The 22,016-nt window shown below is 31.2% G+C and carries 16 protein-coding genes and 8 pseudogenes; 9 read left to right on the top strand and 15 right to left on the bottom strand.

The genetic code is table 11. From position 1 onward, the window contains the following. Window positions 1–47: 47 nt before the first annotated feature. Window positions 48–1,046, top strand: a pseudogene (locus DK405_RS07435) (type IV secretion system DNA-binding domain-containing protein); the annotation flags it as partial. Between the two features lie 9 nt (window positions 1,047–1,055). On the opposite strand, the gene DK405_RS07430 reads toward DK405_RS07435, so the two are convergent. The 4 genes from DK405_RS07430 to DK405_RS14245 all read right to left on the bottom strand — a co-directional run bounded on the left by DK405_RS07430 (window position 1,056) and on the right by DK405_RS14245 (window position 3,266). Continuing rightward, window positions 1,056–2,060, bottom strand: a complete 1,005-nt coding sequence (locus DK405_RS07430) for an Rpn family recombination-promoting nuclease/putative transposase (protein ID WP_064613346.1) — start codon at window positions 2,058–2,060, stop codon at window positions 1,056–1,058. Then, on the bottom strand, window positions 2,045–2,596 hold the full coding sequence (locus tag DK405_RS14250; protein WP_064613344.1) for a hypothetical protein: 552 nt from the start codon (window positions 2,594–2,596) through the stop codon (window positions 2,045–2,047). Before DK405_RS14250 ends, DK405_RS07430 begins: the two co-directional genes overlap by 16 nt. Before the next feature lie 13 nt (window positions 2,597–2,609). Beyond that, window positions 2,610–2,741 carry a hypothetical protein gene (locus tag DK405_RS15085; protein ID WP_269459346.1) on the bottom strand — a complete coding sequence of 44 codons (132 nt, stop codon included), beginning with the start codon at window positions 2,739–2,741 and terminating at the stop codon, window positions 2,610–2,612. A 129-nt stretch (window positions 2,742–2,870) separates the two neighbouring features. After that, window positions 2,871–3,266, bottom strand: a complete 396-nt coding sequence (locus DK405_RS14245; RefSeq protein WP_231967700.1) for a toprim domain-containing protein — start codon at window positions 3,264–3,266, stop codon at window positions 2,871–2,873. Between the two features lie 64 nt (window positions 3,267–3,330). On the opposite strand from DK405_RS14245, the pseudogene DK405_RS07420 reads away from it, so the two are divergent. Next, window positions 3,331–3,874, top strand: a pseudogene (locus DK405_RS07420) (IS630 family transposase). Between the two features lie 13 nt (window positions 3,875–3,887). On the opposite strand, the gene DK405_RS07415 reads toward DK405_RS07420, so the two are convergent. The 3 genes and pseudogenes from DK405_RS07415 to DK405_RS16190 all read right to left on the bottom strand — a co-directional run. Then, window positions 3,888–4,787, bottom strand: a complete 900-nt coding sequence (locus DK405_RS07415) for a hypothetical protein (RefSeq protein ID WP_064613337.1) — start codon at window positions 4,785–4,787, stop codon at window positions 3,888–3,890. 268 nt (window positions 4,788–5,055) lie between these two features. Beyond that, a pseudogene (locus tag DK405_RS16195) lies at window positions 5,056–5,718 on the bottom strand (conjugal transfer protein TraA); the annotation flags it as partial. 243 nt (window positions 5,719–5,961) lie between these two features. Continuing rightward, window positions 5,962–7,482, bottom strand: a pseudogene (locus DK405_RS16190) (AAA family ATPase); the annotation flags it as partial. 339 nt (window positions 7,483–7,821) lie between these two features. Here DK405_RS16190 and DK405_RS15080 point away from each other — a divergent pair. The 5 genes from DK405_RS15080 to DK405_RS07395 all read left to right on the top strand — a co-directional run bounded on the left by DK405_RS15080 (window position 7,822) and on the right by DK405_RS07395 (window position 11,891). Then, window positions 7,822–7,947, top strand: coding sequence for a hypothetical protein (locus DK405_RS15080; protein ID WP_269459331.1), 126 nt, complete (start codon window positions 7,822–7,824; stop codon window positions 7,945–7,947). 235 nt (window positions 7,948–8,182) lie between these two features. After that, the gene (ltrA, locus tag DK405_RS07405) at window positions 8,183–9,418 is read left to right on the top strand and encodes a group II intron reverse transcriptase/maturase (protein WP_197709764.1); all 1,236 of its coding nucleotides are present in this window, start codon (window positions 8,183–8,185) and stop codon (window positions 9,416–9,418) included. A gap of 102 nt (window positions 9,419–9,520) precedes the next feature. Next, window positions 9,521–9,898 (top strand): HNH endonuclease, encoded by a 378-nt coding sequence (locus tag DK405_RS13345; protein WP_052691740.1) that lies wholly within the window; start codon window positions 9,521–9,523, stop codon window positions 9,896–9,898. A 210-nt stretch (window positions 9,899–10,108) separates the two neighbouring features. Next, the gene (locus DK405_RS07400) at window positions 10,109–10,564 is read left to right on the top strand and encodes a conjugal transfer protein TraD (RefSeq protein WP_064612603.1); all 456 of its coding nucleotides are present in this window, start codon (window positions 10,109–10,111) and stop codon (window positions 10,562–10,564) included. 301 nt (window positions 10,565–10,865) lie between these two features. Then, window positions 10,866–11,891, top strand: a complete 1,026-nt coding sequence (locus DK405_RS07395; protein WP_052691731.1) for a tetratricopeptide repeat protein — start codon at window positions 10,866–10,868, stop codon at window positions 11,889–11,891. Window positions 11,892–12,315: 424 nt separating this feature from the next. On the opposite strand, the pseudogene DK405_RS07390 reads toward DK405_RS07395, so the two are convergent. Beyond that, a pseudogene (locus DK405_RS07390) lies at window positions 12,316–12,513 on the bottom strand (IS5/IS1182 family transposase); the annotation flags it as partial. A 419-nt stretch (window positions 12,514–12,932) separates the two neighbouring features. Here DK405_RS07390 and DK405_RS07385 point away from each other — a divergent pair. Further along, on the top strand, window positions 12,933–16,367 hold the full coding sequence (locus tag DK405_RS07385; protein ID WP_064612600.1) for a hybrid sensor histidine kinase/response regulator: 3,435 nt from the start codon (window positions 12,933–12,935) through the stop codon (window positions 16,365–16,367). Between the two features lie 311 nt (window positions 16,368–16,678). Here DK405_RS07385 and DK405_RS15810 read toward each other — a convergent pair. From DK405_RS15810 to DK405_RS07360, 5 genes and pseudogenes are all read right to left on the bottom strand, one after another. Next, window positions 16,679–16,942: pseudogene (locus DK405_RS15810) on the bottom strand (transposase); the annotation flags it as partial. Then, window positions 16,888–17,410, bottom strand: a pseudogene (locus tag DK405_RS07375) (transposase family protein); the annotation flags it as partial. The pseudogenes DK405_RS15810 and DK405_RS07375, both read right to left, overlap by 55 nt. Window positions 17,411–17,532: 122 nt before the next feature. Continuing rightward, the gene (locus DK405_RS07370) at window positions 17,533–18,483 is read right to left on the bottom strand and encodes an Rpn family recombination-promoting nuclease/putative transposase (protein ID WP_064612593.1); all 951 of its coding nucleotides are present in this window, start codon (window positions 18,481–18,483) and stop codon (window positions 17,533–17,535) included. A 118-nt stretch (window positions 18,484–18,601) separates the two neighbouring features. Beyond that, entirely contained in the window at window positions 18,602–19,180 is a 579-nt protein-coding gene (locus DK405_RS07365; protein ID WP_109510645.1) for an HD domain-containing protein, read from the bottom strand. Between the two features lie 100 nt (window positions 19,181–19,280). Further along, window positions 19,281–20,063, bottom strand: a complete 783-nt coding sequence (locus DK405_RS07360) for a sensor histidine kinase (protein ID WP_109510531.1) — start codon at window positions 20,061–20,063, stop codon at window positions 19,281–19,283. Window positions 20,064–20,400: 337 nt separating this feature from the next. Here DK405_RS07360 and DK405_RS07355 point away from each other — a divergent pair. Then, a pseudogene (locus tag DK405_RS07355) lies at window positions 20,401–20,630 on the top strand (DNA adenine methylase); the annotation flags it as partial. Between the two features lie 113 nt (window positions 20,631–20,743). Here the strand turns inward: DK405_RS07355 and DK405_RS07350 are convergent. Beyond that, window positions 20,744–21,247: a hypothetical protein gene (locus tag DK405_RS07350; protein ID WP_064612591.1), complete on the bottom strand. Its 504-nt coding sequence runs from the start codon at window positions 21,245–21,247 to the stop codon at window positions 20,744–20,746. A gap of 47 nt (window positions 21,248–21,294) precedes the next feature. After that, window positions 21,295–21,924 carry an ankyrin repeat domain-containing protein gene (locus tag DK405_RS07345; protein WP_109510644.1) on the bottom strand — a complete coding sequence of 210 codons (630 nt, stop codon included), beginning with the start codon at window positions 21,922–21,924 and terminating at the stop codon, window positions 21,295–21,297. Between the last annotated feature and the right edge of the window lie 92 nt (window positions 21,925–22,016).

The raw sequence follows: 22,016 nt of genomic DNA, 5'->3' as shown, positions 1-22,016 counted from the left end.
TTTTTATAACACCATTCTACATCATTCTCTAGTTTCAAAAGAAGTCTAGTGAACAATGGTTGCCTTGGAATGATTGTTTTGAAGCAGCTGATTTTCATGATATAGCGAGTAGTTTTAGTAATTATACTCCTAAACTTGATGACTTTTTTGCTAAAAATGCTGAATTAGTTTTGTCTGAAGCATTGAAGCTATATCAGGATGATAAAGATATCATAAAATTAATTCATACAATCATTTACTCTGATAATAGACAATTTGCAAAAGCTTTTAGAAACACAGCTGTATCAGGTATTATAAGCGAAAGCGCGCTCGAAACTTCTGCAGGAATTCAATCTACTCTTGGAAAGAATATTACTTCGCTACAATATTTAAAGCCTGGAGGTAGTTTTAGCATCAAGGAATGGTTTAGTAACTCAAATGAAACTGGCTGGCTATTTATCACAGCTAACCCAAATCAAAGAGCTACTTTATGCCCACTTATTTCAGCTTGGATAAGCATAGCTATCAAGGCTTTGATGTGTAGAAATCCTAATCATGATAACAAAAACATGTGGTTTATACTTGATGAACTGCCAGCTCTACAAAAAGTTTCGTCTTTACCAGTTGCTTTGGCTGAAAGTAGAAAGTATGGAGGCTGCTTTGTTGCTGGATTGCAGAACATTCATCAATTAGAAGCAATATATGGGGCTGCTGAATGTGCTTCTATGCTGGATTTGTTTAATAGTAAATTTATTTTTCGAGTTAGCGATCAGGTTACAGCTTATAAGTCAGCATTAACACTAGGTGAACAAGAAATTATTGAAACTCAAGAGAACTTGTCATATGGATCAAATACTATGCGAGATGGAGTAAATATGAATAATGTTGAGCGTAAAAAGATTTTAGTTATTCCATCTGAAATTATGAACCTACCAGACCTTACATGTTATGTAAAGCTTGCCGGTAACTTTCCCATCACAAAACTAACTATGCAGCTACAAAACTTAAATACAGCTTTTGTTTGTGAATATAAATTGCTCAAAAAACTTAAGTTAGTAGAGTATTAATTCGAAAAATTAATACTCTATGTTATTTTTTAAATTAACCACTTCTTCTTTTGACAATCCGGTATTTTCAGAAATAAATTCAACTGAAAAGCCAGCTTTTAATAAGTTCATTGCAAGCTCTTGTGCGGCTTCAGCTCTGCCTTCAGCTCTGCCTTTAGCTCTGCCTTTAGTTTCACCAATCTCTATACCTTCAGCTCTGCCTTTAGCTATGCCTTTAGCTATGCCTTCATCAATATATTGCGCAGCAATTGTTCCCATAATCCTTTTTCTATCCTCAATTGATAAATTTTCATCCAGTAATTGTTTTAACCTAGGTTGCTCATTTTTACTAACCTTACTTATAGTATAATGCAATAACGCTTTTATGTAAAGAAAGCCATTTTCTTTATCTTTTTGTGCTATTTCTTGTAGTGTATCAAAAAATTTTGCCCATAACTCTATTATATCTGGTTGATTATGAATATACTTCATAAAATGAACTAGTGCAGCAGTTGCTTTTCTTTTTATTTCACTATCTGGCATTGCTTGCCAATCGATTAATAAGTATTCAGAGCCCATCAATTTTTTAGCTAATTTAGGATCATCAAACAGTTCCCATAAAGTTCTTGGAGCATTAAATCTTTCAGATCCGTGATATACTACAATTGGTACAACAATTGGTAATTTACCACGTTCTTTTGTACGCTTTTTTAGTCCTTTTTTATGCCTTTTTAATATTGATAATGTGTATTGCCATAATTTGAACGCGATCCAATAATCAGATCTTAATTCTGCTTCAATAAGTACATATATAAATGCATCATTATTATTTTTTGTTTTAACTGAAAATAGCACGTCACACATACTACGGCGTAAATTAGCTTCAACAAACGATTCTTGTTCAACTTTTATAGTACTTAAATCTAGTATGTTTTTAACTTCATTTGGTAAAAAATCATTTGTAAAATCCAGAGCTGCTTTTGGATCATTCATTAAATCTTTAAATAGCCCATCGTGTTTTAAATTTTCAGACATAATCCTGGTTGTATATTAGTTTGTATTGATTCAATTTTTTCATTAAGTTTTCTTATTTCAGGGCTGATAATATTTCTAACAGCATATAATCCTTGAGTTTTTAATACATTATTGAAGTCATTTTTGACTGTACAGACTACTGCTTCCTTATCCTCCAGAACTTTTTCAGCTTTTTCAGTATTTACGTCATTTTTAACTGCTAGAATGATCTTTTCTTTTGGGCCAGGATTATAGTTTTGCAAATTTTCGGCTTCAATTGCACATAAGATTTTGCCTTCGACTCCAGCTTGTTGAATGGTTAACGCTGTTTCAATATCCTTTGTAATGATTGTTACAGGTGAGTATTTTGAATTCTGTTGAGCAATTTCAGCAAATGACCCACTAATTGTACCAATAGATTTTTCTGGAATATCAGCTTTATTACAGGTTTTTGAATTCAGAGTTAATATCTTAGCTACAGTAATTTCACCTGCTTCATTTTTAACAAAAATAGTGAGTGCAGGCCAGGATTTTTGAGTCTCTTCATCAAAAACCATATTTGCCCTTAAATTATGAATTATTAAAGATTTTTGAACTATAAATTCCTGTATGGTTTTCTGAATATTTATTAACTACTATCGTTTCCACCTTAGCTTCCTCTTCTTGTTTAAAGTAGTATAGAGATGATGATTTATTATACAATTCTTTAACATTCGTAATATCATTTTGTTTTGCTATACTATTATTTTCTGTTTGAGTAAGTTTGGTTGTTTCAACTGCCTTAGTCAGTTTAGTAATTTCAGGTTCTATAATGTCTCTAATTGACTGGTCTCAACAACTTTGCAACAGATTATTAAAATCACCATTTTCTGGTGGTTTGACTATACAAGTTATCGCTCCCTTCATTTCTAACGTTTTTGCAGCTTTAATTACAGTATTATTAGTTATAGGATTTTTGCTATCATTATCTGCTGCAATGATGATTTTTTCACCAGGAAATGGTGAATAATTTCTCAAATTCGCAATTCCTGCACTAGCAATGATATTACCTTTAATGCCTGATTGCTGCAAGCTCAATGCTGTTTCAGCGCCTTCTGCTATAATTGTTATATTAGGGTCATTCGCATTTCGCTTTGCGATTGTTATGAACGATCCGCTGATTTTACTGAAAGATCTTCTGTTAATTGAAATATTCGCCTTATCTCCTGCCAAATTTAGATATAGCACGAACGTAGGAAATAGGTACATAATATGCTAATATGAAAAGAGTATAAAAAATAATAGATAAATAATGGCAAGAAGATACAGTTATGATTTAAGAATGAATCTATTCAAAGCGCTAGATGAAGGACCATCAATTGTTAAAGCATGTAAAATATTCAATATAAGTCGTAATACGATATATAGGAGGATAATGCTTGTAGAGAATATGGATGGAGTATAAAAGGTACTAGATGTTATAGCAATGAAGCTTATCAACATAAATCCAGAGTCAGTATGATAGCAGGGCTTTGTAATAATCAAATTATAGCACCAGTAATATTTGAAGGAAATTGTAATAAAGCAATATTTACAACTTATGTAGAAACTATATTAATCAAAGAATTGCCCCTGGACAAATAGTAATTATGGATAATATCAACTTTCATAAGAACACTATAATTAAAGTATTAATAGAATCGGTTGGCTGCAGTATTCTATTCTTACCTACATATAGTCCAGATTTAATTCCTATAGAACATTATTGGTTTAAGATTAAGAACGAAATAAGAAAAGTTACTGCTCAATTCAAAGATATTAGCATTGCTGTAGAACACTTAATGAAGTTTATCTGATTGTACCTATTTCCTATGTTATTGCTCTATCAACTATTGCATCCCTCAATTTTTGTAGTTCTTCCTCGCTATTTGAATAATAATCGTTTTTTCTATAGTTTTGAGCAGATTGATATTGCCTTACTTCATTTGCTTGAACATCATTATTCTCCTCTTTTGAATTGATAGAGTCTGTCTTAGCTGTGCTAAGCTGCTCTATTAGGTTAGCAACATTTTTTGTAGCTTGCACATTGTAGTACAGCCGTACTTGCTCTGCATTCCCTATCATGCTTATGTTAGAACTTTCTATTCCTACACCATTATTATGAAGAACATATACATCTTTTTTGACAGCTGTTTGTGGGTTACAAACTGTTGTAGCATATCCATGTTTAAAGCTTATTTTATTCAAATCAAAGCTTACCTCGTTTCCTGTATCTGTCTTAGCTACAAACTTACTTTCATCAATTGATACTAGAGTTGCAAATTCACTGTTTTGTATTTGTAAATCCTTATCGTTTGTTTGAAATACAATTCGGTCTCCAGCCATGTAGTTAGCATATTTTTTTGATTCAGCTCCTGAAATTAAAATGCTGTATTCTGTACCTTTCAGAGCACCATTTTCCTTCATGTAGTTTCTGATGTGTTGATTAATATTTTCAGCTTCTTTATGGCCAGCAATTATCAAACGATCCTGCAGCTCAAATTTACTATTCTTCCAATCATTGATTAATTGGTTTATTGATTCTTTTAGAGTATTATCAGCTCTCAAGCTATTATTATCACTAAGTAGCACTATACCATCAGCAATATCACCATTTATCAACTTTACAGCCACATTGTGGTTGCAGCTGTTAGCTTTAGAATTTTCTATATCTGTTTTTGAATTATGAATATTATTGAAATTATTTGAATCATTGATTTTGTCAGTCATATAAAACCTCACCTTCGCGTCACTAAATTGTTTTGCGGTATAAATATTTGCTATTTTTACCGTTTGAATTATAATTTTATTGCTAAGTGATTGTTGAGATAGTTTTCGTGTAGGATCCAAATTCTGCAAGAGTTACATAACTTTCAGTATTCCCTTAGCGAATAGACATAATGCGAATTACAAAAGTCCATCTCAACTATCATGTATAGCTCATTTTGTAATTCGCCATGTGAATGAATAGCTTACATTCAATTTTCGATCGTAAGAACTATCTCCTAAGTCCAATTTTTTGAGCTATGTCAGTTTTCACCACTTGTTCAGACTCTGTTTTTACGTTCTGAGTATTAATTAACTTCATGATTTCAGGTATCATAAGCTCCTTAACAGCTACGGCTCCTTTATTTTTTAGCATGTCGTTAAAATCTTCACCTTCTGAATGAATTACGATGCTAGTAATTGCTCCTTTGCTTGTCAGTACTTTTACAGCCTCGTTTATAGTGCTTACATATTCTTTATTTTGTTTATCATTATTTGCAGCTATAAGAATCTTTTCTCCTTGAAATGGCTGATAATACTTTAAATTATTTACATTTGAGCTATATACCATTCTGCTATCAATGCCAGCTTCCTGAAAACTTGATATCGTTTTTCCTTCTGCTGACAGAATGGTTACATCATAATCATACTGTCTTTGTTCTTTGATTTGCATAAACAATGGAGTAGAAATATCTTTGAATGGATATTGCTTTATGCTATTCTCTTGCTGGACTTTTTCTACTTTAGCTTCTTGCTCTGGTTTAACGGTAAAATGATAATATTCTTCATTCACATGAGATCTATCATTGATATCATTGATTATAGACTTAAACCAGTTTTCAACTTTACTAAAAACTTTACTAAAAACAGTTGTCTTTGTCCGTTCTTTCTCCAATATTGAACGCCTATATTCTGTGCCTTGTAGCGTACCATTTGCTTTTAACAAAGATCTAATACTTGAATTAAGAATGTCGACATCTTTATTACGTACTGTAATTACCAATTTTTCATGTGGTTTAAATTTGCTTAGACTCCAGTTGTATATTAACTTACTCATTGAGTCCTGCAACGTATTATCAAACCTAACGCAGTTATTTTGCCTCAGTAAGGTTATACCGCTTAAAATATTACTCTCAGCAAACTCCATTGCTGCTTCTCTGCTCCAGTTTTCACTTTGTCTTCGAATATTTACTAAAACATGTGAACCAAAAATATTACTCAGAATCTCAAACATTCCGCCTCTTTCTATTGAAGCTAGCTGTTTTTCATCTCCAGCAAGTATCAGTTGACAATTATTGTTTCTAACTACTCTAAACAGCTCTGCATAAGCTTTAGTACCTACCATTCCAGCTTCATCTACTACTATTAAGCTGTCTTGCATAAAAATTTTTTTTCGATTATATAAAAATCCTTTTACTGTATAGACCTCTGTATAACCTTTGCTCCTCAGCTCTGATACTGCCTTATGAGTAGGAGCAAGACCAATAACTTTTTGTCCACGATTTGTTGCGAGCTTATGCGCTTTTGCTAAAACATAAGATTTTCCTGTACCAGCTCTTCCTCTCAAGACTCTAACTCCACTAGTGCTAAGCAAAATATGCCTTAGCGCTTGTTTCTGTTCCTCACTAACATTTGCTAGACCTTCGATATCACTTTTAAGATTGTAAATGTTGTTGTAATAAACCTGATCATTGATTTTATTAGCTATTCTGATTATTCTCGTCTCCTCATTTCGAACCTCAATTGTCGTAAAATATTTGCTACTTTCACCATCATCATGATATAATTCTAGTATTCTATTTGAACTAAGCACTTTCTGAACTAACTGTTCTCTTGCTGTTGGATCTGGTATATCTTTTACTGCTTTTTCAACATCCTCCTTAGTAAAAATAGATTTGTAATGTGTTATAGAATCTGTTATTACGTCAGCATCATTAATAATCTTCAAATGAGCCTCTTTACGTAACTCATTTTCATTTAATACTTCATTAATTAAATTCCTAATTCTACGAGGTCCAATATGCTTTCCAGGCACTTCGCTTGTCTCGTCAACTCTATATGGCAAGCCTAATTCAGCGAAATATGCATTAGTTTCTTCTTTTGCTATTTCATGAATCATCTTGGAATCTTTAATAACAACCTTTTTGCCATTAACTGTTATGATTTTTGGGTTTAAATCTACTGCTCTATCTCCTAAACCAGTTCCATCTTTTCTAAATCTTCTCATAGTGAGCAATATATGTGCATGCCAGTTTTTATCTCCTATTTGAGGCTTATGAATGTCTATCTGTACTCCAAGACCATTTTGCACCCATTCCATTGCATCAACTATTCGATGAGTTAGTTCTATTCTATGCTCTAAATTTAGCTCCTTCTCATCTGGCAACGCTATTACGATATCCTTCAACAACTGGCTGTTTGGGTCTTTTGCGGTTCGTTCTACCTCATTCATTAATGTTTGAATATTCTTGAATTCTTGTTTTACATAATCCGGTATCAGCACTGTATGATATACGTTATCTTTCTTACGAGAGAAGTTATACCTTATACCTGTCTGCTTATTTTTAACAATAGTTCTTGCATTATACGCTGCCTTACGACAACTATCACCTCCTGTACTTCTACTTAAAAATTCAATCCTTGCAAACTGTATCGCCATCTCAATACCAATTCTCACCTGAGTTTTAAGTTAGCATGGTTTTTTTGATTTTGCTAGCATAAACTTCTTTTTTTTTAACATTCAATCGGTTAATGAGTACTCATTTTTTAGCAGCAATCTTTATAGATTGCATATTGCGTAGTGCGACATGAGGTCGCTCAAACAGAGACTACAGAAATGTAGCAAGGTTGCATTTAAACCTTAGTTACCGCTATTGCGGTGCGAGATTGGTAACGGTCTTGTACTAAGCGCGATAGAAAGCCTAACTAAAGTACTAATCTGGATGGGAAATAGGGGCAAGGTAAAGTTAAAATTGGTTAAACGAAAGTGAATCTTCGTATGGAAAATATCGTCAATGCAGAAGCAGATACTCCAGATAAATTCTGTTATAAGGATAAAGCTGAAAAGCTTAGCTGTAAGAAGGAATACGCAGCCTTCTTTAAAAATGCCAGCTCCTCGGTATAAAGAAGATAACCAACTTAACGTCTCTCTGATGAGTGAAACATGGTAAGCCTATTATTAGGCAACTGATAGTAGGTAAGAGAGGTCTTAGAAAGCAAATGACACTAAGTCGAAAGACTACAGAAATTAATAACTGAGTGTATAGGCATTTATATGCTAATCAGAAATGATGCTAACTTAAGACTGGTGATTTACCCTAAATAGGTAAACAAGATTATGAATTAATTGGAAAAGTTGGATGCTAAACGCAAATGTAACAATTGAGACTAAAGATAATTTCAAGAAAATCTATTGGCATTCAATAGACTGGAAAGAAATTATACAAAAGGTTAATAATCTTCGTAGACGTATTTATAGGGCATCTGCAAATGGTAATATGAAGTTAGTACGTAACTTACAAAGATTGATGTTAAAATCAAGAGCAAATAGGTTACTTGCTATAAGACGTGTTACTCAAATCAACAAAGGACGAAAAAGTCCTGGAATTGATAAAATAGTTGTTAAGACAGATAAAGAAAGGAGTCTGTTGATGGAAAAGTTAGCAGATAATAATCTATCATCTGTAAAACCGATTAAGCGTGTATACATACCAAAAAGTAATGGCGAATCTAGACCTTTAGGCTTGCCAACTATTGTGGATAGGTGTAGACAGGCTGTTGTAAAATCAGCACTTGAACCATATTGGGAAGCTAAGTTTGAAGGTTGCAGCTATGGCTTTAGACCTGGACGTAGCGCTCACGATGCAATACAGAGAATATCTGGTATTATTCGACATGGAACCAATAGAAATTGGATATTAGATGCTGATATTAAAGGAGCATTTGATAATATTGATCATAATTTTCTTTTGAAAATTATAGGAAATTTCCCTGCTCGTAATTGGATTCAAGCATGGCTTAAATCTGGTGTAATGCAGGATTATCAAATTATCAAAACAACAGCTGGTACTCCACAAGGTGGATTAATTTCTCCATTACTTTTAAACATAACTCTTCATGGAATGAGTGATATACTTAATATTATCTATAATAAGTATGATCACCTATATTCTAAATCCGAATATGCTTTAGTGAGATACGCTGATGATTTTGTCGTTTGCGCTAAGTCAGAAAGCTCATGTATCAGAGCCAAAAGTATTATTAATGATTGGTTAAGTATTAGAGGCTTAGAATTGTCAAAGGAAAAAACCAGGATACTTCATATTAATGAAGGTTTTGATTTCCTTGGATTTAATATTCGACAATATAAAACCAATAGTACAAGAAGAGGTGTAGCTCTACTAGTTAAACCGTCTAAAGACTCTATAAAGTCGTTTAAAAAACGAATGTCAATAGAATGGAAAAAAAGTTTCTCATGGAATATTGATAGAATAATTGATAATCTAAATTCTAAAATATTTGGATGGTGCAGTTATTTCAACAAAGTTGTGTCCAAGAAAATTTTTTCCAATTTAGACTGTTGGATGTGGATTTAGCAAGCAAGATTCGTATGTAGAAAACATCCTAAAAAATCTTGGAAATGGCTTAAGAAAAAGTATTGGGGTCGCATTAAAGGCAGAAATGATAATTGGGTCTTTATGAATAAAGATCTATATCTATGGAAATTACAATGGACAACGATTAAACGACATATTCTTGTTAAAGGTAAATCTTCTCCTGATAATTCAAAACTTAGAGAATATTGGCATAAACGTCAGGCTGATAGCCCTAAGTATTTGTTTAAATCTAGGCAGATTCTTTGGCGTAGACAAAAGGGTAAATGTCTTGTTTGTTTTGATTTAATAGATAATGGTGAAAGTGTTCATGTACATCATATAACACCTATAAGATGTGGTGGCACTGACCATATTAACAATTTGTGCTTATTGCATGAAAACTGCCATCGACAAGTACACAGTAATCGCGGACAACTTATTGCAGCTGTTTGTAAATTGCTTGAGCCGTATGCGGAGTAATTCGCTTGTACGGTTCTTTGGGAGGAAAAGCGCTTCTGCGCTTACCTACCCGCTGTAAGCTTATTTTTCAATGAAGCTTCTAACCTTGAATTCACGTTTTTTTGACTATAATTATTTGATGTTGGTTTGGTAGGCGCGGTTTTTTTTCTTTACTGGGATTTTATTTTGATATATTCTTGCCTGATTTTTTTATCTTTCTGAATTACTAACATGGCAAATCTTATGCAGCAAAAAATTACTCTTCAACAAAAAAAGGCTAAGCTAATCATGGATGAGGTTAACCTTAAAATTAAAGAACGTAAAATGCGTACTCGACGTCTTATCGAAATGGGTGGATTAGTTGCTAAAGCTAATCTTGATCACTTACCAACAAATACTTTATTTGGTGCAATTGTTTCACTAAAAGAAACTTTAACACAACATCCAAATGTTCAGGATCATTGGACTACAATAGGTAAAGATATTTTTGATAAAGAACAGCAAAATAAAGCTGCTGTGATTTTAAAATTCACCTCTGAACCAGACGAAAACACTAAGCGCCACATTCGCCTTCATGGCTTAAAATGGAATAGCTTTCGTCAAGAATGGTGCGGTCATGTTAAGGACATTGAGGCCTTAAAGAATGGCCTTCTCAATGTTCAGTATAAACTTGAGCTTGTATCTTAGATAATAGTTCAAACTATATGCACAGCTAGCAATATTAGTACTGATAGAAAATATAGAGTAAGAATTTTAGAATAACATAACTGATGGTAATAATAAAAAAAAATAAAGAATTTTGATGAAATCTCTGATAGTATTAAAAATAAGGCTGTAAAAAAGAAAATTTGTAACAGCACATTTGATTTAGCAATTATCACAGCTAATCAAAAATTTAAAGGGGAATTTTTATAAATCATATGAAATATATGACAGTATTATTAATCAGTATTTAATTTTAGGGTAAAGATATGATAGCAAACAAATATTGTATAAAGGGAATTCATTTTTTCTGTTAGGAAAATATCAAAAAGCAATTAAAAATTATGATGTAGCTATTAAGTGTAATCCAGATTGTATAGAAGCTTATATTAATAAAGGAATGGCTTTAAAGGCATTAGGACAACATCAAAAAGCAATAGAGAATTATGATATAGCTATTAAGTATAAACCAGATTCGGTAGAAGCTTATATTAATAAAGGAATTTCTTTATACGAACTAGGACAATATCAAGAGGCAATAAAGAATTTTGATATAGCTATTCAATACAATCCAAATGATGCAGAAGCTTATTATCATAAAGGAATATCTTTAGACGACAAATTAGGCCAATATCAAGAAGCAATAAAGAATTTTGATACTGCTATTCGATACAATCCAAATGATGCAGAAGCTTATTATCATAAAGGAATATCTTTAGACGACAAATTAGGCCAATATCAAGAAGCAATTAAAAATTATGATCAAGCTATTCAATATGATTCAACTAATCTAGGTATTTATATTAATAGAGGAGTTTCTTTATGCGAACTTGGACAGCATCAAGAGGCAATAAAAAATTATAAGGAATTAGGGCGCAATCAAGAGGCAATTGAAAATTATGATATAGCTATTAAGTATAAACCAGATTTGGTAGAAGCTTATATTAATAAAGGAAATGCTTTGAAAAATCTTGAAAAGCTACTAGAAGCAATTGAAAATTATGATCAAGCTATTCGATATAGACCAAATTATGCAGACTCTTACAATAATAAAGGAGCTGCTTTATGTATACTGGAACAATATCAAGAGGCAATAGAGAATTTTGATTTGGCTATTAAGTATCAACCAGATTTTCCAGACGCTTACTATAATAAAGGAATTGCTTTGAATGAATTGGGGCGACATCAAGAAGCAATTGAAAGTTGTAACCTGGCTATCAAATATGATTCTGATAATGTGTACGCATACCAGTTAGCAAATGAACTTGCACAAAAAATTAAAAAAAGCAATCTCCGCATCATAACTGATTAATTTTTAGAATCAAGGTACAGAGTCACATGTTCATAAGTTAAGAATGTTTTATTATTCTAGATTATAGACTATAGTCATTTACAATGAGGTTTGAGCATAAAAAAAGCGACAATAGTATCATAAGATTTACTAACAGGATATTTTATACGCAAACTTCATTGTAAATGACTATATATCAAAAAATATTCCTAAATATTAAGAGATATAGTGCTAAATCTTAGAGTTCAAAAAATAATGCTACTTTTTTTTGAACCAGCTATCTTTACATCCAAATGTTCAGAATTAGTAGCATACAACACATCAAAGGTAAGATTTTGTGTTGTATATTCATTAGACTTCTTTCGAAACTAGAGAATGATATAGAATGGTGTTATAAAAATCTGATTTTAAAGTAATAATGAAATTCGATCAGATAAAAGGGTTAACGGTATTCTCTAAAGTATTCTAAGACCATCAGCAACTGTTCCTCCAAATTGAGCTTATTTTTACGCACACCTTTTGATTACTTAAGACCATCAGCTTTCCTTAAAATATCCACCATCTTTGAAAATGTTTCCTTCCTTACTCCTGTTAATCGACGAAATTTTTCATCACCTAACTCTTTAATATGATCTAATTTCATTATTACTTCAAATCAGATTTTTATAACACCATTCTACATCATTGTCTAGTTTAGAAAGAAATCTAATGTGTAACTGCCTTTCAGAATAAAGCTATACTTGCTAATTAAGTTAAATGAAATATTTTTACGCTTTCTGCAGTCTTTGAATTATTTGCTTCATTATGTTGCGGACCAGTAAAGCTATCTATACTACTTGTTTATACTAAGATATGGAAGCCTTTCTACTAAAAGTATGATATTGACAATGCAAATACATTATATCACTAATTAAATTAATAAATTAATAAAATATAATAATTAATTAAAGAAGATTTATATAAGATAAGAAAATCATAAAACAACAGTGTCAAGTTGATTATATGGATCGTATGTTAGTTATGTTAGTTGCAAATGCAATATAGGAAAGGAGTAAGTTTTAAATGCCTACATTGAATATAGACCTAATTTTAGTAGGATTATTCTTGATAGCTAATCTAGCTATAGGGTTATGGTATGGGAAAGACGTGAAGTCTACAAAAGATTATGCTCTTGGGGGAAGAAATTTCAGTACAGCATCTCTTGTCTCAACTCTTATAGCTACCTGGATTGGTGGTAGTACTTTTAGTTTTAGAGTGTCCCAAATATATTCAGTTGGAATACTCGCGCTGCTTGCTATTATAGGCCAAATACTAGGATTATTTTGTTATCCTTATATCTTAATTCCAAGAATGCAGGAATTTTTTGGTAAGTTATCAGCTGCAGAAGTAATTGGTGATCTTTATGGCATGCATGTTAGAGTAATTGTAGCTGTTTGTTCTATCATTGTATCAGCAACAACAATTGCTATGCAAATTAAAGTTTTTTCTACAATGTTTAATCATTTTTTAGGAATAGATAGTGTATATGCAACTATAATTAGCAGTATGGTAGTTATTATATATTCAGCATTTGGAGGAATTAAGGCTGTAGTATTTACTGATATTTTTCAATCTTTAGCTTTTGGAGCATTTATTCCAACTTTAGCAATACTTATTTGGGGAATATTAGGTAGTTGGGAATCTATAGCAAATACTTTAACTACAAATCCTATATTTGATCCTAAAATATTGCTAGACTATCATAATATCAATACACTACAATATTATGGTGTATTTTTTTATTGCATAATGCCTTGCTTTAATCCAGCCCTATTTCATAGGGTTTTAATAGCTCGTAATACAGTACAAGCAGCTAAAGCTTTTAAAATTATGATACCTATGTATTTATTGTTTTGCATTTTTGCTGGATTTATAGGATTAACACTGCTATCATCAAACCAGAATATAGAGGCAAGCAGTTTAGTACCATATATAATAGATAGCTATGCATATCCTGGATTTAAGGGATTAGTAGTAATTGGAATATCAGCAATGATTATGTCAACTGTTGATTCATTTATTAATTCAGCTTCTGTAATCTTTGTTAATGATTTGTGTAAGCCTTTAGGATTATTTCAAAATAATGCAAAATTAGAGAGCATAGCAGTTAGAATATTTGCAATATTTATTGGTGTATTGGGGTTATATATTGCTATTTTACAAAAAAATTTGATAGGTATATTATTATTTGGAGCTAGTTTTTATACTCCAATAGTAGGAATACCATTAATGTTTACAATTTTAGGATTTAGAACTACTACTAGAGTTATAGTATCAGGTATGATTGCTGGAATATCAACTACATTTATTTGGAACAAATTTTTTAATGCAGCATTACCAATAGGTGATCTAATGCCAGCAACTATCGCAAATTTTATTGTAATGATGATAATGCACTACTGTCTTGGGGAGCCAGGAGGATGGGTTGGGCCTAGTGATCGTAGGCCACTAAATGTTCTTAAAGAAAAACGCAAGCAACAGATTAATTCTATTTCAAGCTTCTTTAAGTCTTTATATCATAGTTTTAGCTGGAATAATATTTGTGCTTACTGCAATAATGAAACATTCCGTGGTAGGCATTATTATATTGAGTACTCCGTTATTACAGCTGCATCATTAATGGTTATGTCATTATGTGGACAGGTAGAGCATAATGTAGCTTCAGCTTGGTTAGTTACAAAAGTGTCAGTTATACTTTTAGGATTAGTGATGACTACAGCTTTGCTATATAACAATAAATGGAATGCGGATTTTAGAACTAAATATTTAGGGCTGATTTGGCATGTTACGATATTTTATACTTTAGTATTTAGCAATACTTTATTAACTATGATTGGTGGTTCATCTCCAATATTACTAATGTGTTTTATATCTAACCTAGTTGTAGCAGGAATATTATTACAATGGCATACAGCTTTATTTATGATATTGTTAGGTGTGCCAGTTGGGGCTAGAGTATTTAACATACTAGCTAGTTGGCGAGGTTACTTAGCTGATTACAATGAAATTGATAATAATTTAGGAATGTATGTCATATGGGCATTAGCATTATTGGGCGCTATACTATTGTTCATTAGATTAAGACAAAATCAATTTGTAGATAACACTAGATCTATGCTAGAGCTAAAAAATGATGTTGATGTTCTTAATCTGCGTTTAAATACTAAAAGCCAAAAAATGGAAATACTTCTTAATACCCAAAAACATATACTTAATAATTTAAGTCATGAAATAAAGTCACCATTATCAGTCGTTCGCACTACTATTAATTTACTAAGCAAATTTTTACCAAAATACTATAAGGACACCGAGATGATTCTCAAAGAAAAAGAAAGAGTATTAACTATGGTGACATTAGCAAATTCTGGTATCGAGAGATTAGTAGCGTACAGCAATAATTTGTTTGATTTGTCAAAATTTGCACAAGGGCAGATGATATTTGACATAGAGCTTAATAACTTTCAATTAATGCTAAAAGAAATAATTGCTGAGTGCAACAAAGTAAATGTAGCTGAAAAACATATAATTAGTTTAAACTATGTTCCTCAAGCTGAGACAATGTTTGAATTTGATCATACTAGAATTAAAACGGTGATGCTAAATCTTATTTCAAATGCGATTCAATATTCTCAGTCTGGTTTGATTCTAATTACAGTAAAGCCATATAGATCAGGAGTAGAAGTATCAATTGAAGATGAGGGAGTTGGAATACCAGAAAATGAGCTAGAAGCAATCTTTGTACCATTTGAGGAAAGTAGCAGAACTAAATCTAAGGCTTGTGGCCGTGGATTAGGACTAACACTCGCTAAAGAAATTATATTAGCACATCATGGTGAAATCTGGGCAGAGAATCGACCTAATAATAGAGGTAGCAAATTTACTTTTAGATTACCATTACGACAGCCAGAAGGCGGCTTCAATAAAGCTGTTTATAGTAAAAGTGAGGTTTTTGGTAAAATATATAAAGACAGAATAGCTAAATTATTAAAAGGATTTGGTTATGAATGCAACTCTATTAATTCTCTCAAGGAGCTTGAGAATCATATTAGAGTTAATAAACGCATTTTGATAGTTGATGATGATCAAAATGTTTTGGATGCAATATCTTTAGATATATATGCTGAACAATATACTCCAGAACCAGTTAATAATGCTTTTGAAGCTGTGAGGTTGATTAAGGAAAATCCATTACAGTACTCTTTGGTGTTACTTGATATGATGATGCCTGAAAAAACCGGAGAGCAAGTTGTGCAGGAAATTTATACAGTAACAAAAATGTATGGCATTCCTATTATTATTTCAGGTTATAGACAAACCTATGAAACTAAAAACCTACTTTATTCCATGGGAGTAGTAGCCTTCATTGAAAAACCTTATACCTATAATCAGCTTCGTAATGTCATCAACAACTACCTCAAGCAAACAATTATTCCACTTCCTTATTCTTATCTCCCTTAGGTTATATCCATCTTTTATGTTAACTATTAGAGTTCACAGTTATAAATTATAGCAGTAATGCAAAGTCTAAGTTCTGATAACACAAGTAACATAAGTTGGATATAATTAATAGAACAGAGATGAAGCAAAGAAATAGAGAAATAATTCAAACTTAAAAAGAAACAGAAATTTCGTTAGGTTAAAAAACATAAGTAAGCAATGTGGTAAGTGCATTAGTTTGAAAATACATAACATATCTCCTTCGTGATGAGTTATTGATCAATATGGAAAAGATGTTTTAGCTTACCATTAATAGTTTTTATAATGCTAGATTAGGATAATGGATTAGAGTAGAAAAAAGATGAGATAAGATAGGAATTAAGTTTGGAGCTAGAATAACTAGCAAGAGAATCAATTATATGAACAAAAAAATTAAGAGGAGAGCGATGTTGAGTATGCTCTAAAAGCATATGTTTTTTAGTACATTAAAAGACAGACTCAATTAATGAACGTTTATTTAATAAATGCTTATCATCTATATCTAATAAATATGTTTGCATATCTTTACGAAGATTAGTGAATAAAAGTAGACCATTTTAAATCTAAGACCGAATCTTTTACGTCTATTTCGATATTTGTTAGCAATAATTTTGAAGCGTTTTAGCATACCAATAACGTTTTTATTCACAACTCATTCTCCTACTAACCTAAGATTATTCTTTTTATCATTTTTGGTTAAAGGATTTTTTTTGCTTTTTTTCTTTGGTAATTTAGAATTATTGTGAATTTTTTGTATACCTTGATATCTTGTATCAGTAATCGCTTTAACCTTAGGATGGATAAGAATTTTGGATTTCTTAAATAATCTAAAGTCATGTTTTTTACCGTTAGAAAAATCTGTACATATTACTTTGTGTGTTTTCTTGTCTACCACATAATTCATATCACTCTTCATTAGAGCTTTACGATCTGGAAGAGCAAAATTTGCGTGGTTAACTAGGGGACCTTCTATCCATTTTACAGCTTTATATGCTGAACTTTCACTAACCATAGTTTTCACCTATAGTCATTTACAATGAAGTTTGAGTATAGAAAAAAGCGACAATAGCATCATAAGATTTATCAACAGGATATTTTATACGCAAACTTCATTGTAAATGACTATAGTTTCGAAAGAAGTATATTATTATTTTACACTATTTTTTAAATTTAATACTTCTTGTATTGATAAATCCGTATATTCAGCAATTGTCTCAACTGATAATTCAGATTTCAATAATTTTATTGCAAAATCTTTTTTTGCTTCAGCTTTACCTTCAGCTTTACCTTCAGCTTTACCTTTAGCTTCACCGAGCTTTATGCCTTCAGCTTTACCTTCAGCTTTACCTTCAGCTTTAGCGCGTTCGAGTTTATAATCTTCTACTGCTTTATTATCCCATATACGCTTTAACTCTTGTTCATAGGTTATTAGTTCGTCTTCACTCCAATTAAACTGATCTAATGCCTCATACGCTTTTTTTATTATTAAATCTTTACCTATTATTTTATTATATCCATCTAATGTTGTTTCTTTTGCATGTTTAAAAAAATAGCACCACTTCTCTGTTATATCATTTAACTCTTCCACTCTATTTTTTTTAAATTTTGGTAATTCTATAAAGGTAAATGAAAAGTCCTTTAGATCATGCTCATATGTCTTTTTATCCAGTATTACATGCCTTGATATATAGTCTTCTTTGTTTGGAAACAATTTATAATCTGCTATAGCTATAAATATAACTTCCTTTAGGTCTGAGTATTTTCCTTCCTTTCCTCTATTTGGTTGCCTGCCATATGCTTTTGCTGCATAATACTGTGCTCTTTTTTCAAATCCTTGTGTAGGATCTACTTGCATTTCTATTATATATTGCGTTCCATTTTTATCTTTACACAAAACATCTACTATTGATTCTTTTTTTGACGCTATGTCTGCATCTAATATCGTTCCTAAAAACTCTACTTCTGTTATTTCTCTATTCCCTTCAAACAACAATATATCGTTCAGAAAATGTATTAGTATGTCCTTGTTTTTTTCTGATCCAAATATCTTTTTAAATGCTACATCATTCTTTGGATCTAAAAATCTTGATAAATGCATATATTTTTCATATTTTCTATTCTTTTTAAATTATACAACAAAATAACTTACATGAACATTCTCTTATTGAATTTTAATTTCTGCAATTCACTACATTAACCACCTATTAAACTTTAGCTTATTTGGTAGTATAAAGCTCACAGTATTTATTTAGCTCTATAGCAATTTCTGGTAATTTAAGATATTCAGCAAGAGGTATAAATTCTTGCTGCGTTTCTAGTATGATTTCTTGTCTTTTTTCATAAGGTTTTATTGAAACAGTCTGAATATTATGGAATCGGTCGAAAAGCTTAATTAATAATAGTTCTGTTTTATTTTGTCTATAAAATGTTTGAATCATCTCTCTAGAACTGATTTTTTTATTATCCTTAATCCTGGTGAGATCTGAAACCTGTTCCGCAATTTTTCTACCGAATACCTTAACAATCTTTTCTTTGGTTAGTGTTGTGTCTTCGATAGTATCATGTAGTATTGCTGTAATAATCGTATCTGTTTCAAAGCTGTAGTCTGATACCATATAAGCTACTTCTAATGGATGTGTGTAGTATAGTTCTCCTGTATCTCTCTTTTGCTGACCATGATATTTTTGGGCATAAAATATTGCTTTTTCAACTTTATCAAGATCAATTTTAGTGTCAAATCTTACGTTGGTTTCAAACAGCTTATTTAGTAAGCTTTCGCTATAAAAGTCTATCATTTTTCATCTCTAAATAATCTTTAATAAATTATACAATAAATTAAACTTTTTATATACTTCAGTCTCAGATAAAAAGTGTGAAAGAAGCGAATTAATTTGATTAAAAAAGTTGTACTGGAATATTGCAAGTAATGGTTGTAAACTTGTCTTTTTCGCTTTCTATTTCCATTTCTCCATTAAGTTGATTAATAAGGTAATTTACAAACCATAATCCTGATTCAAGCATTAGCGGATAGTCTCTTACCAACTCAAAATCAGCTAATTTAGCTTTTATATTCCCTAATTTTTCTTTTGAAATACCGCTTCCTGTATCATGTATTCTAAATTGTAGTATGTTATCGCTTTTTATATAATTTTTTATAGTAAACAAATGAACTGTAATTATAACCTGGCAGCTGTGATTAAATCTAATGACGCTTCCTATTAATTGACTTAATATAGCTTGTAAGTGATCACTATTTCCAATCACAATATCCTTCATTTTGTACTGAAAATTGTAATTGATTTTTATATCTTTCTCTTTTGCAATGTCTTCTAGTCTCCTGACGGCATTTTTTACTAGCTTTTGTATGCTAAATTTTTTTAAACATAAATTTTCATGTCTTACATTCGTTGATGCTATGTATTGTCTAAATAAAAAAATCATTCCATTTAGAGAAGCTATTATATTTACTTTTTTTCTGTCGTAGTTATTTACTATTAGCCTAAAATATTGTATCCAATCTATGAGTTTTATGCTTACTTGCTCAGATTCCTCTAGCTGAAAGTATAGTTTTTGCATTTCAGTATCTATCTGTTTTATTGTTGTGCTATTAATTCCCTCTGTGGATAATTTTTCGGTTAATTTATTGATTTTATTTTGACCTTCGTCTTCAATAGGCATAGAATCCTCCTGCTGTATTAGTTTATATAGCAGCTAGAGATTAAAGAATAAATTTTGATCGTTTACGCTTTTAATCTCTATCCGAACATTATCTAAATCTTGAATCTCAGATAATATCAGGTATACAGTATCATTTAGATTTTTATCAGTACATGACTTTTTGTCATAATTATGAAATTTTTAAAATAGATGCGAAATTATCACATTGTATCTCTAGCTACAAAAATATCATTCAAAAAAGATTTATAAAAAAGTTCTGTAGCAGTTATTATTACTGGCTTTAAGGCTTATTTTCTGCTATAATTCATAGTAGAGATTTAATTAATCAAAAATTCTTGTGTCAATAGCAATTTCTAATGAACCAAAGCCTTTTCTCCATTGAGTTGGAGGCAAAAGGAGAATTGTTAATAGATTAATAGAGCATCTTCCTTCAGGGCCATACTATAATTACTATGAACCATTCCTTGGAGGTGGGGCTTTATTTTTTCAAGTTAGGCATCTGTTTAAACAATGTTTTTTTCTGATATTAATCTCGACTTAATTACTAGTTATCACGCTGTAAAAAAGACTTCTTCATTACTCATATTGGATTATATACTCAATCAATGAACAACGCAATCCTGTTAATGAGCTAATCATTACTAACTATTCGAACTAACTACTTGACCTGAGCTTAGCAATTAAAGATGAACCCGCAATCCAAATCGTATATGAATAGGAAGTGGTCTATAGTTAGCCATTGTGCTACATTCAATGTCCAAATATGTATCTCTTGATAAGTTTATTGTTGTACCAACTCCTAAGTCTATACCAGTACCGCTATCACTATTGAAAGCTGATACTAGGCCACCTGTAACAAAAATTGATGCTTTGTTACCTTCAATTATATTGTAATAATAATTTCCTTGAATAAAGTTATCTCTACACTTGTGATGACACATAAATCCTAATCTTACATCCATTCTGTGCCGATCTAATCTATAACCAATTCCAGCTTCTAATGTGTCGTAGTTAGTAGCAATACCAGTTGAAAATTTTATATAGAATTGTGAAGTATCAATACTATCTTTGAAAGCATTGAAGTTTACATTATTATTCGCTGTACATATCGATGGTGAAGATAATACAACGAATGCTAATATAACAGCATAACACGGTTGTAAAAGTGATTTCAAAACATTCATATTAACTTCTCTTTATTAGCATTAACATATTAGCTATCTGTTGAAACCTAATACCATGGGACCCATTGTTCCGTTAGAAAGTTGAATATATCTGCATTACCGCTTTTAGCAGCATAATCTATAGTAGTCATGCCGTTATCATCTTTTGCATCAATATCTGCTCCATAATCAATCAAAAGCTCTATAATATCTATGATTTTATTACGAACAGCAATATGTAGTAGTGTTTCTCCTTCATCATATTTTTTATTAATACCAGTAGAATTATGTTTTAGCATAATTGCTAAAGGTTCTACACATTTGCATTCAACAGCATCAGATAAAGGTGTATTACCTTGATTATTCTCGATATTTACATCAGCATTATATTTTAGCAGTAATGCTATATGATCATTGCAATAGGTAGGATATTTTTCGAAAAATTCATAATATACTTGAATTGTATCCACAACAAGATGTAAAGCGGTGTGCCCATCATTATCTTGTGCGTTTATGTTAGCTCCATTGCTTAGTAAAATCTCGGCAATAGGTAGATTCTTATATTTCAAAGCAACAGATAAAGCTGTAGTACCGTCTTTATATTTTGAATTGACAAGTGTACTATCCTTATTAATAAGCTGCTGTACTTTGCTTCTGAACAGCTTATTTATTAAGCTCTCACTATAAAAATCTATCATTGGCCACCTCTAAATGGTTATTAATAAATTATACCATAATTTAAACTTTTTGTATACTCCAATCCCAGATAAAAACTGGAAAAGAAGCAAAT

The organism is Orientia tsutsugamushi (genome assembly GCF_900327275.1).
Classification (GTDB): domain Bacteria; phylum Pseudomonadota; class Alphaproteobacteria; order Rickettsiales; family Rickettsiaceae; genus Orientia; species Orientia tsutsugamushi.
The sequence above is the reverse complement of the archived record's forward strand: the minus strand, read 5'-3'. Positions and strand labels throughout refer to the sequence as shown.

Bases quoted from the DNA above. Each gene is read 5' to 3' on its own strand.
- DK405_RS07365 (WP_109510645.1), bottom strand. From the start codon at position 19,180: ATGATAGACTTTTATAGCGAAAGCTTACTAAATAAGCTGTTTGAAACC.
- ltrA (WP_197709764.1), top strand. From the start codon at position 8,183: ATGCTAAACGCAAATGTAACAATTGAGACTAAAGATAATTTCAAGAAA.
- DK405_RS13345 (WP_052691740.1), top strand. From the start codon at position 9,521: ATGAATAAAGATCTATATCTATGGAAATTACAATGGACAACGATTAAA.
- DK405_RS07430 (WP_064613346.1), bottom strand. From the start codon at position 2,060: ATGTCTGAAAATTTAAAACACGATGGGCTATTTAAAGATTTAATGAAT.
- DK405_RS07415 (WP_064613337.1), bottom strand. From the start codon at position 4,787: ATGACTGACAAAATCAATGATTCAAATAATTTCAATAATATTCATAAT.
- DK405_RS07370 (WP_064612593.1), bottom strand. From the start codon at position 18,483: ATGCATTTATCAAGATTTTTAGATCCAAAGAATGATGTAGCATTTAAA.
- DK405_RS07400 (WP_064612603.1), top strand. From the start codon at position 10,109: ATGGCAAATCTTATGCAGCAAAAAATTACTCTTCAACAAAAAAAGGCT.
- DK405_RS07345 (WP_109510644.1), bottom strand. From the start codon at position 21,924: ATGATAGATTTTTATAGTGAGAGCTTAATAAATAAGCTGTTCAGAAGC.
- DK405_RS07350 (WP_064612591.1), bottom strand. From the start codon at position 21,247: ATGAATGTTTTGAAATCACTTTTACAACCGTGTTATGCTGTTATATTA.
- DK405_RS07360 (WP_109510531.1), bottom strand. From the start codon at position 20,063: ATGCCTATTGAAGACGAAGGTCAAAATAAAATCAATAAATTAACCGAA.
- DK405_RS14250 (WP_064613344.1), bottom strand. From the start codon at position 2,596: ATGGTTTTTGATGAAGAGACTCAAAAATCCTGGCCTGCACTCACTATT.
- DK405_RS15080 (WP_269459331.1), top strand. From the start codon at position 7,822: ATGGAAAATATCGTCAATGCAGAAGCAGATACTCCAGATAAATTCTGT.
- DK405_RS07385 (WP_064612600.1), top strand. From the start codon at position 12,933: ATGCCTACATTGAATATAGACCTAATTTTAGTAGGATTATTCTTGATA.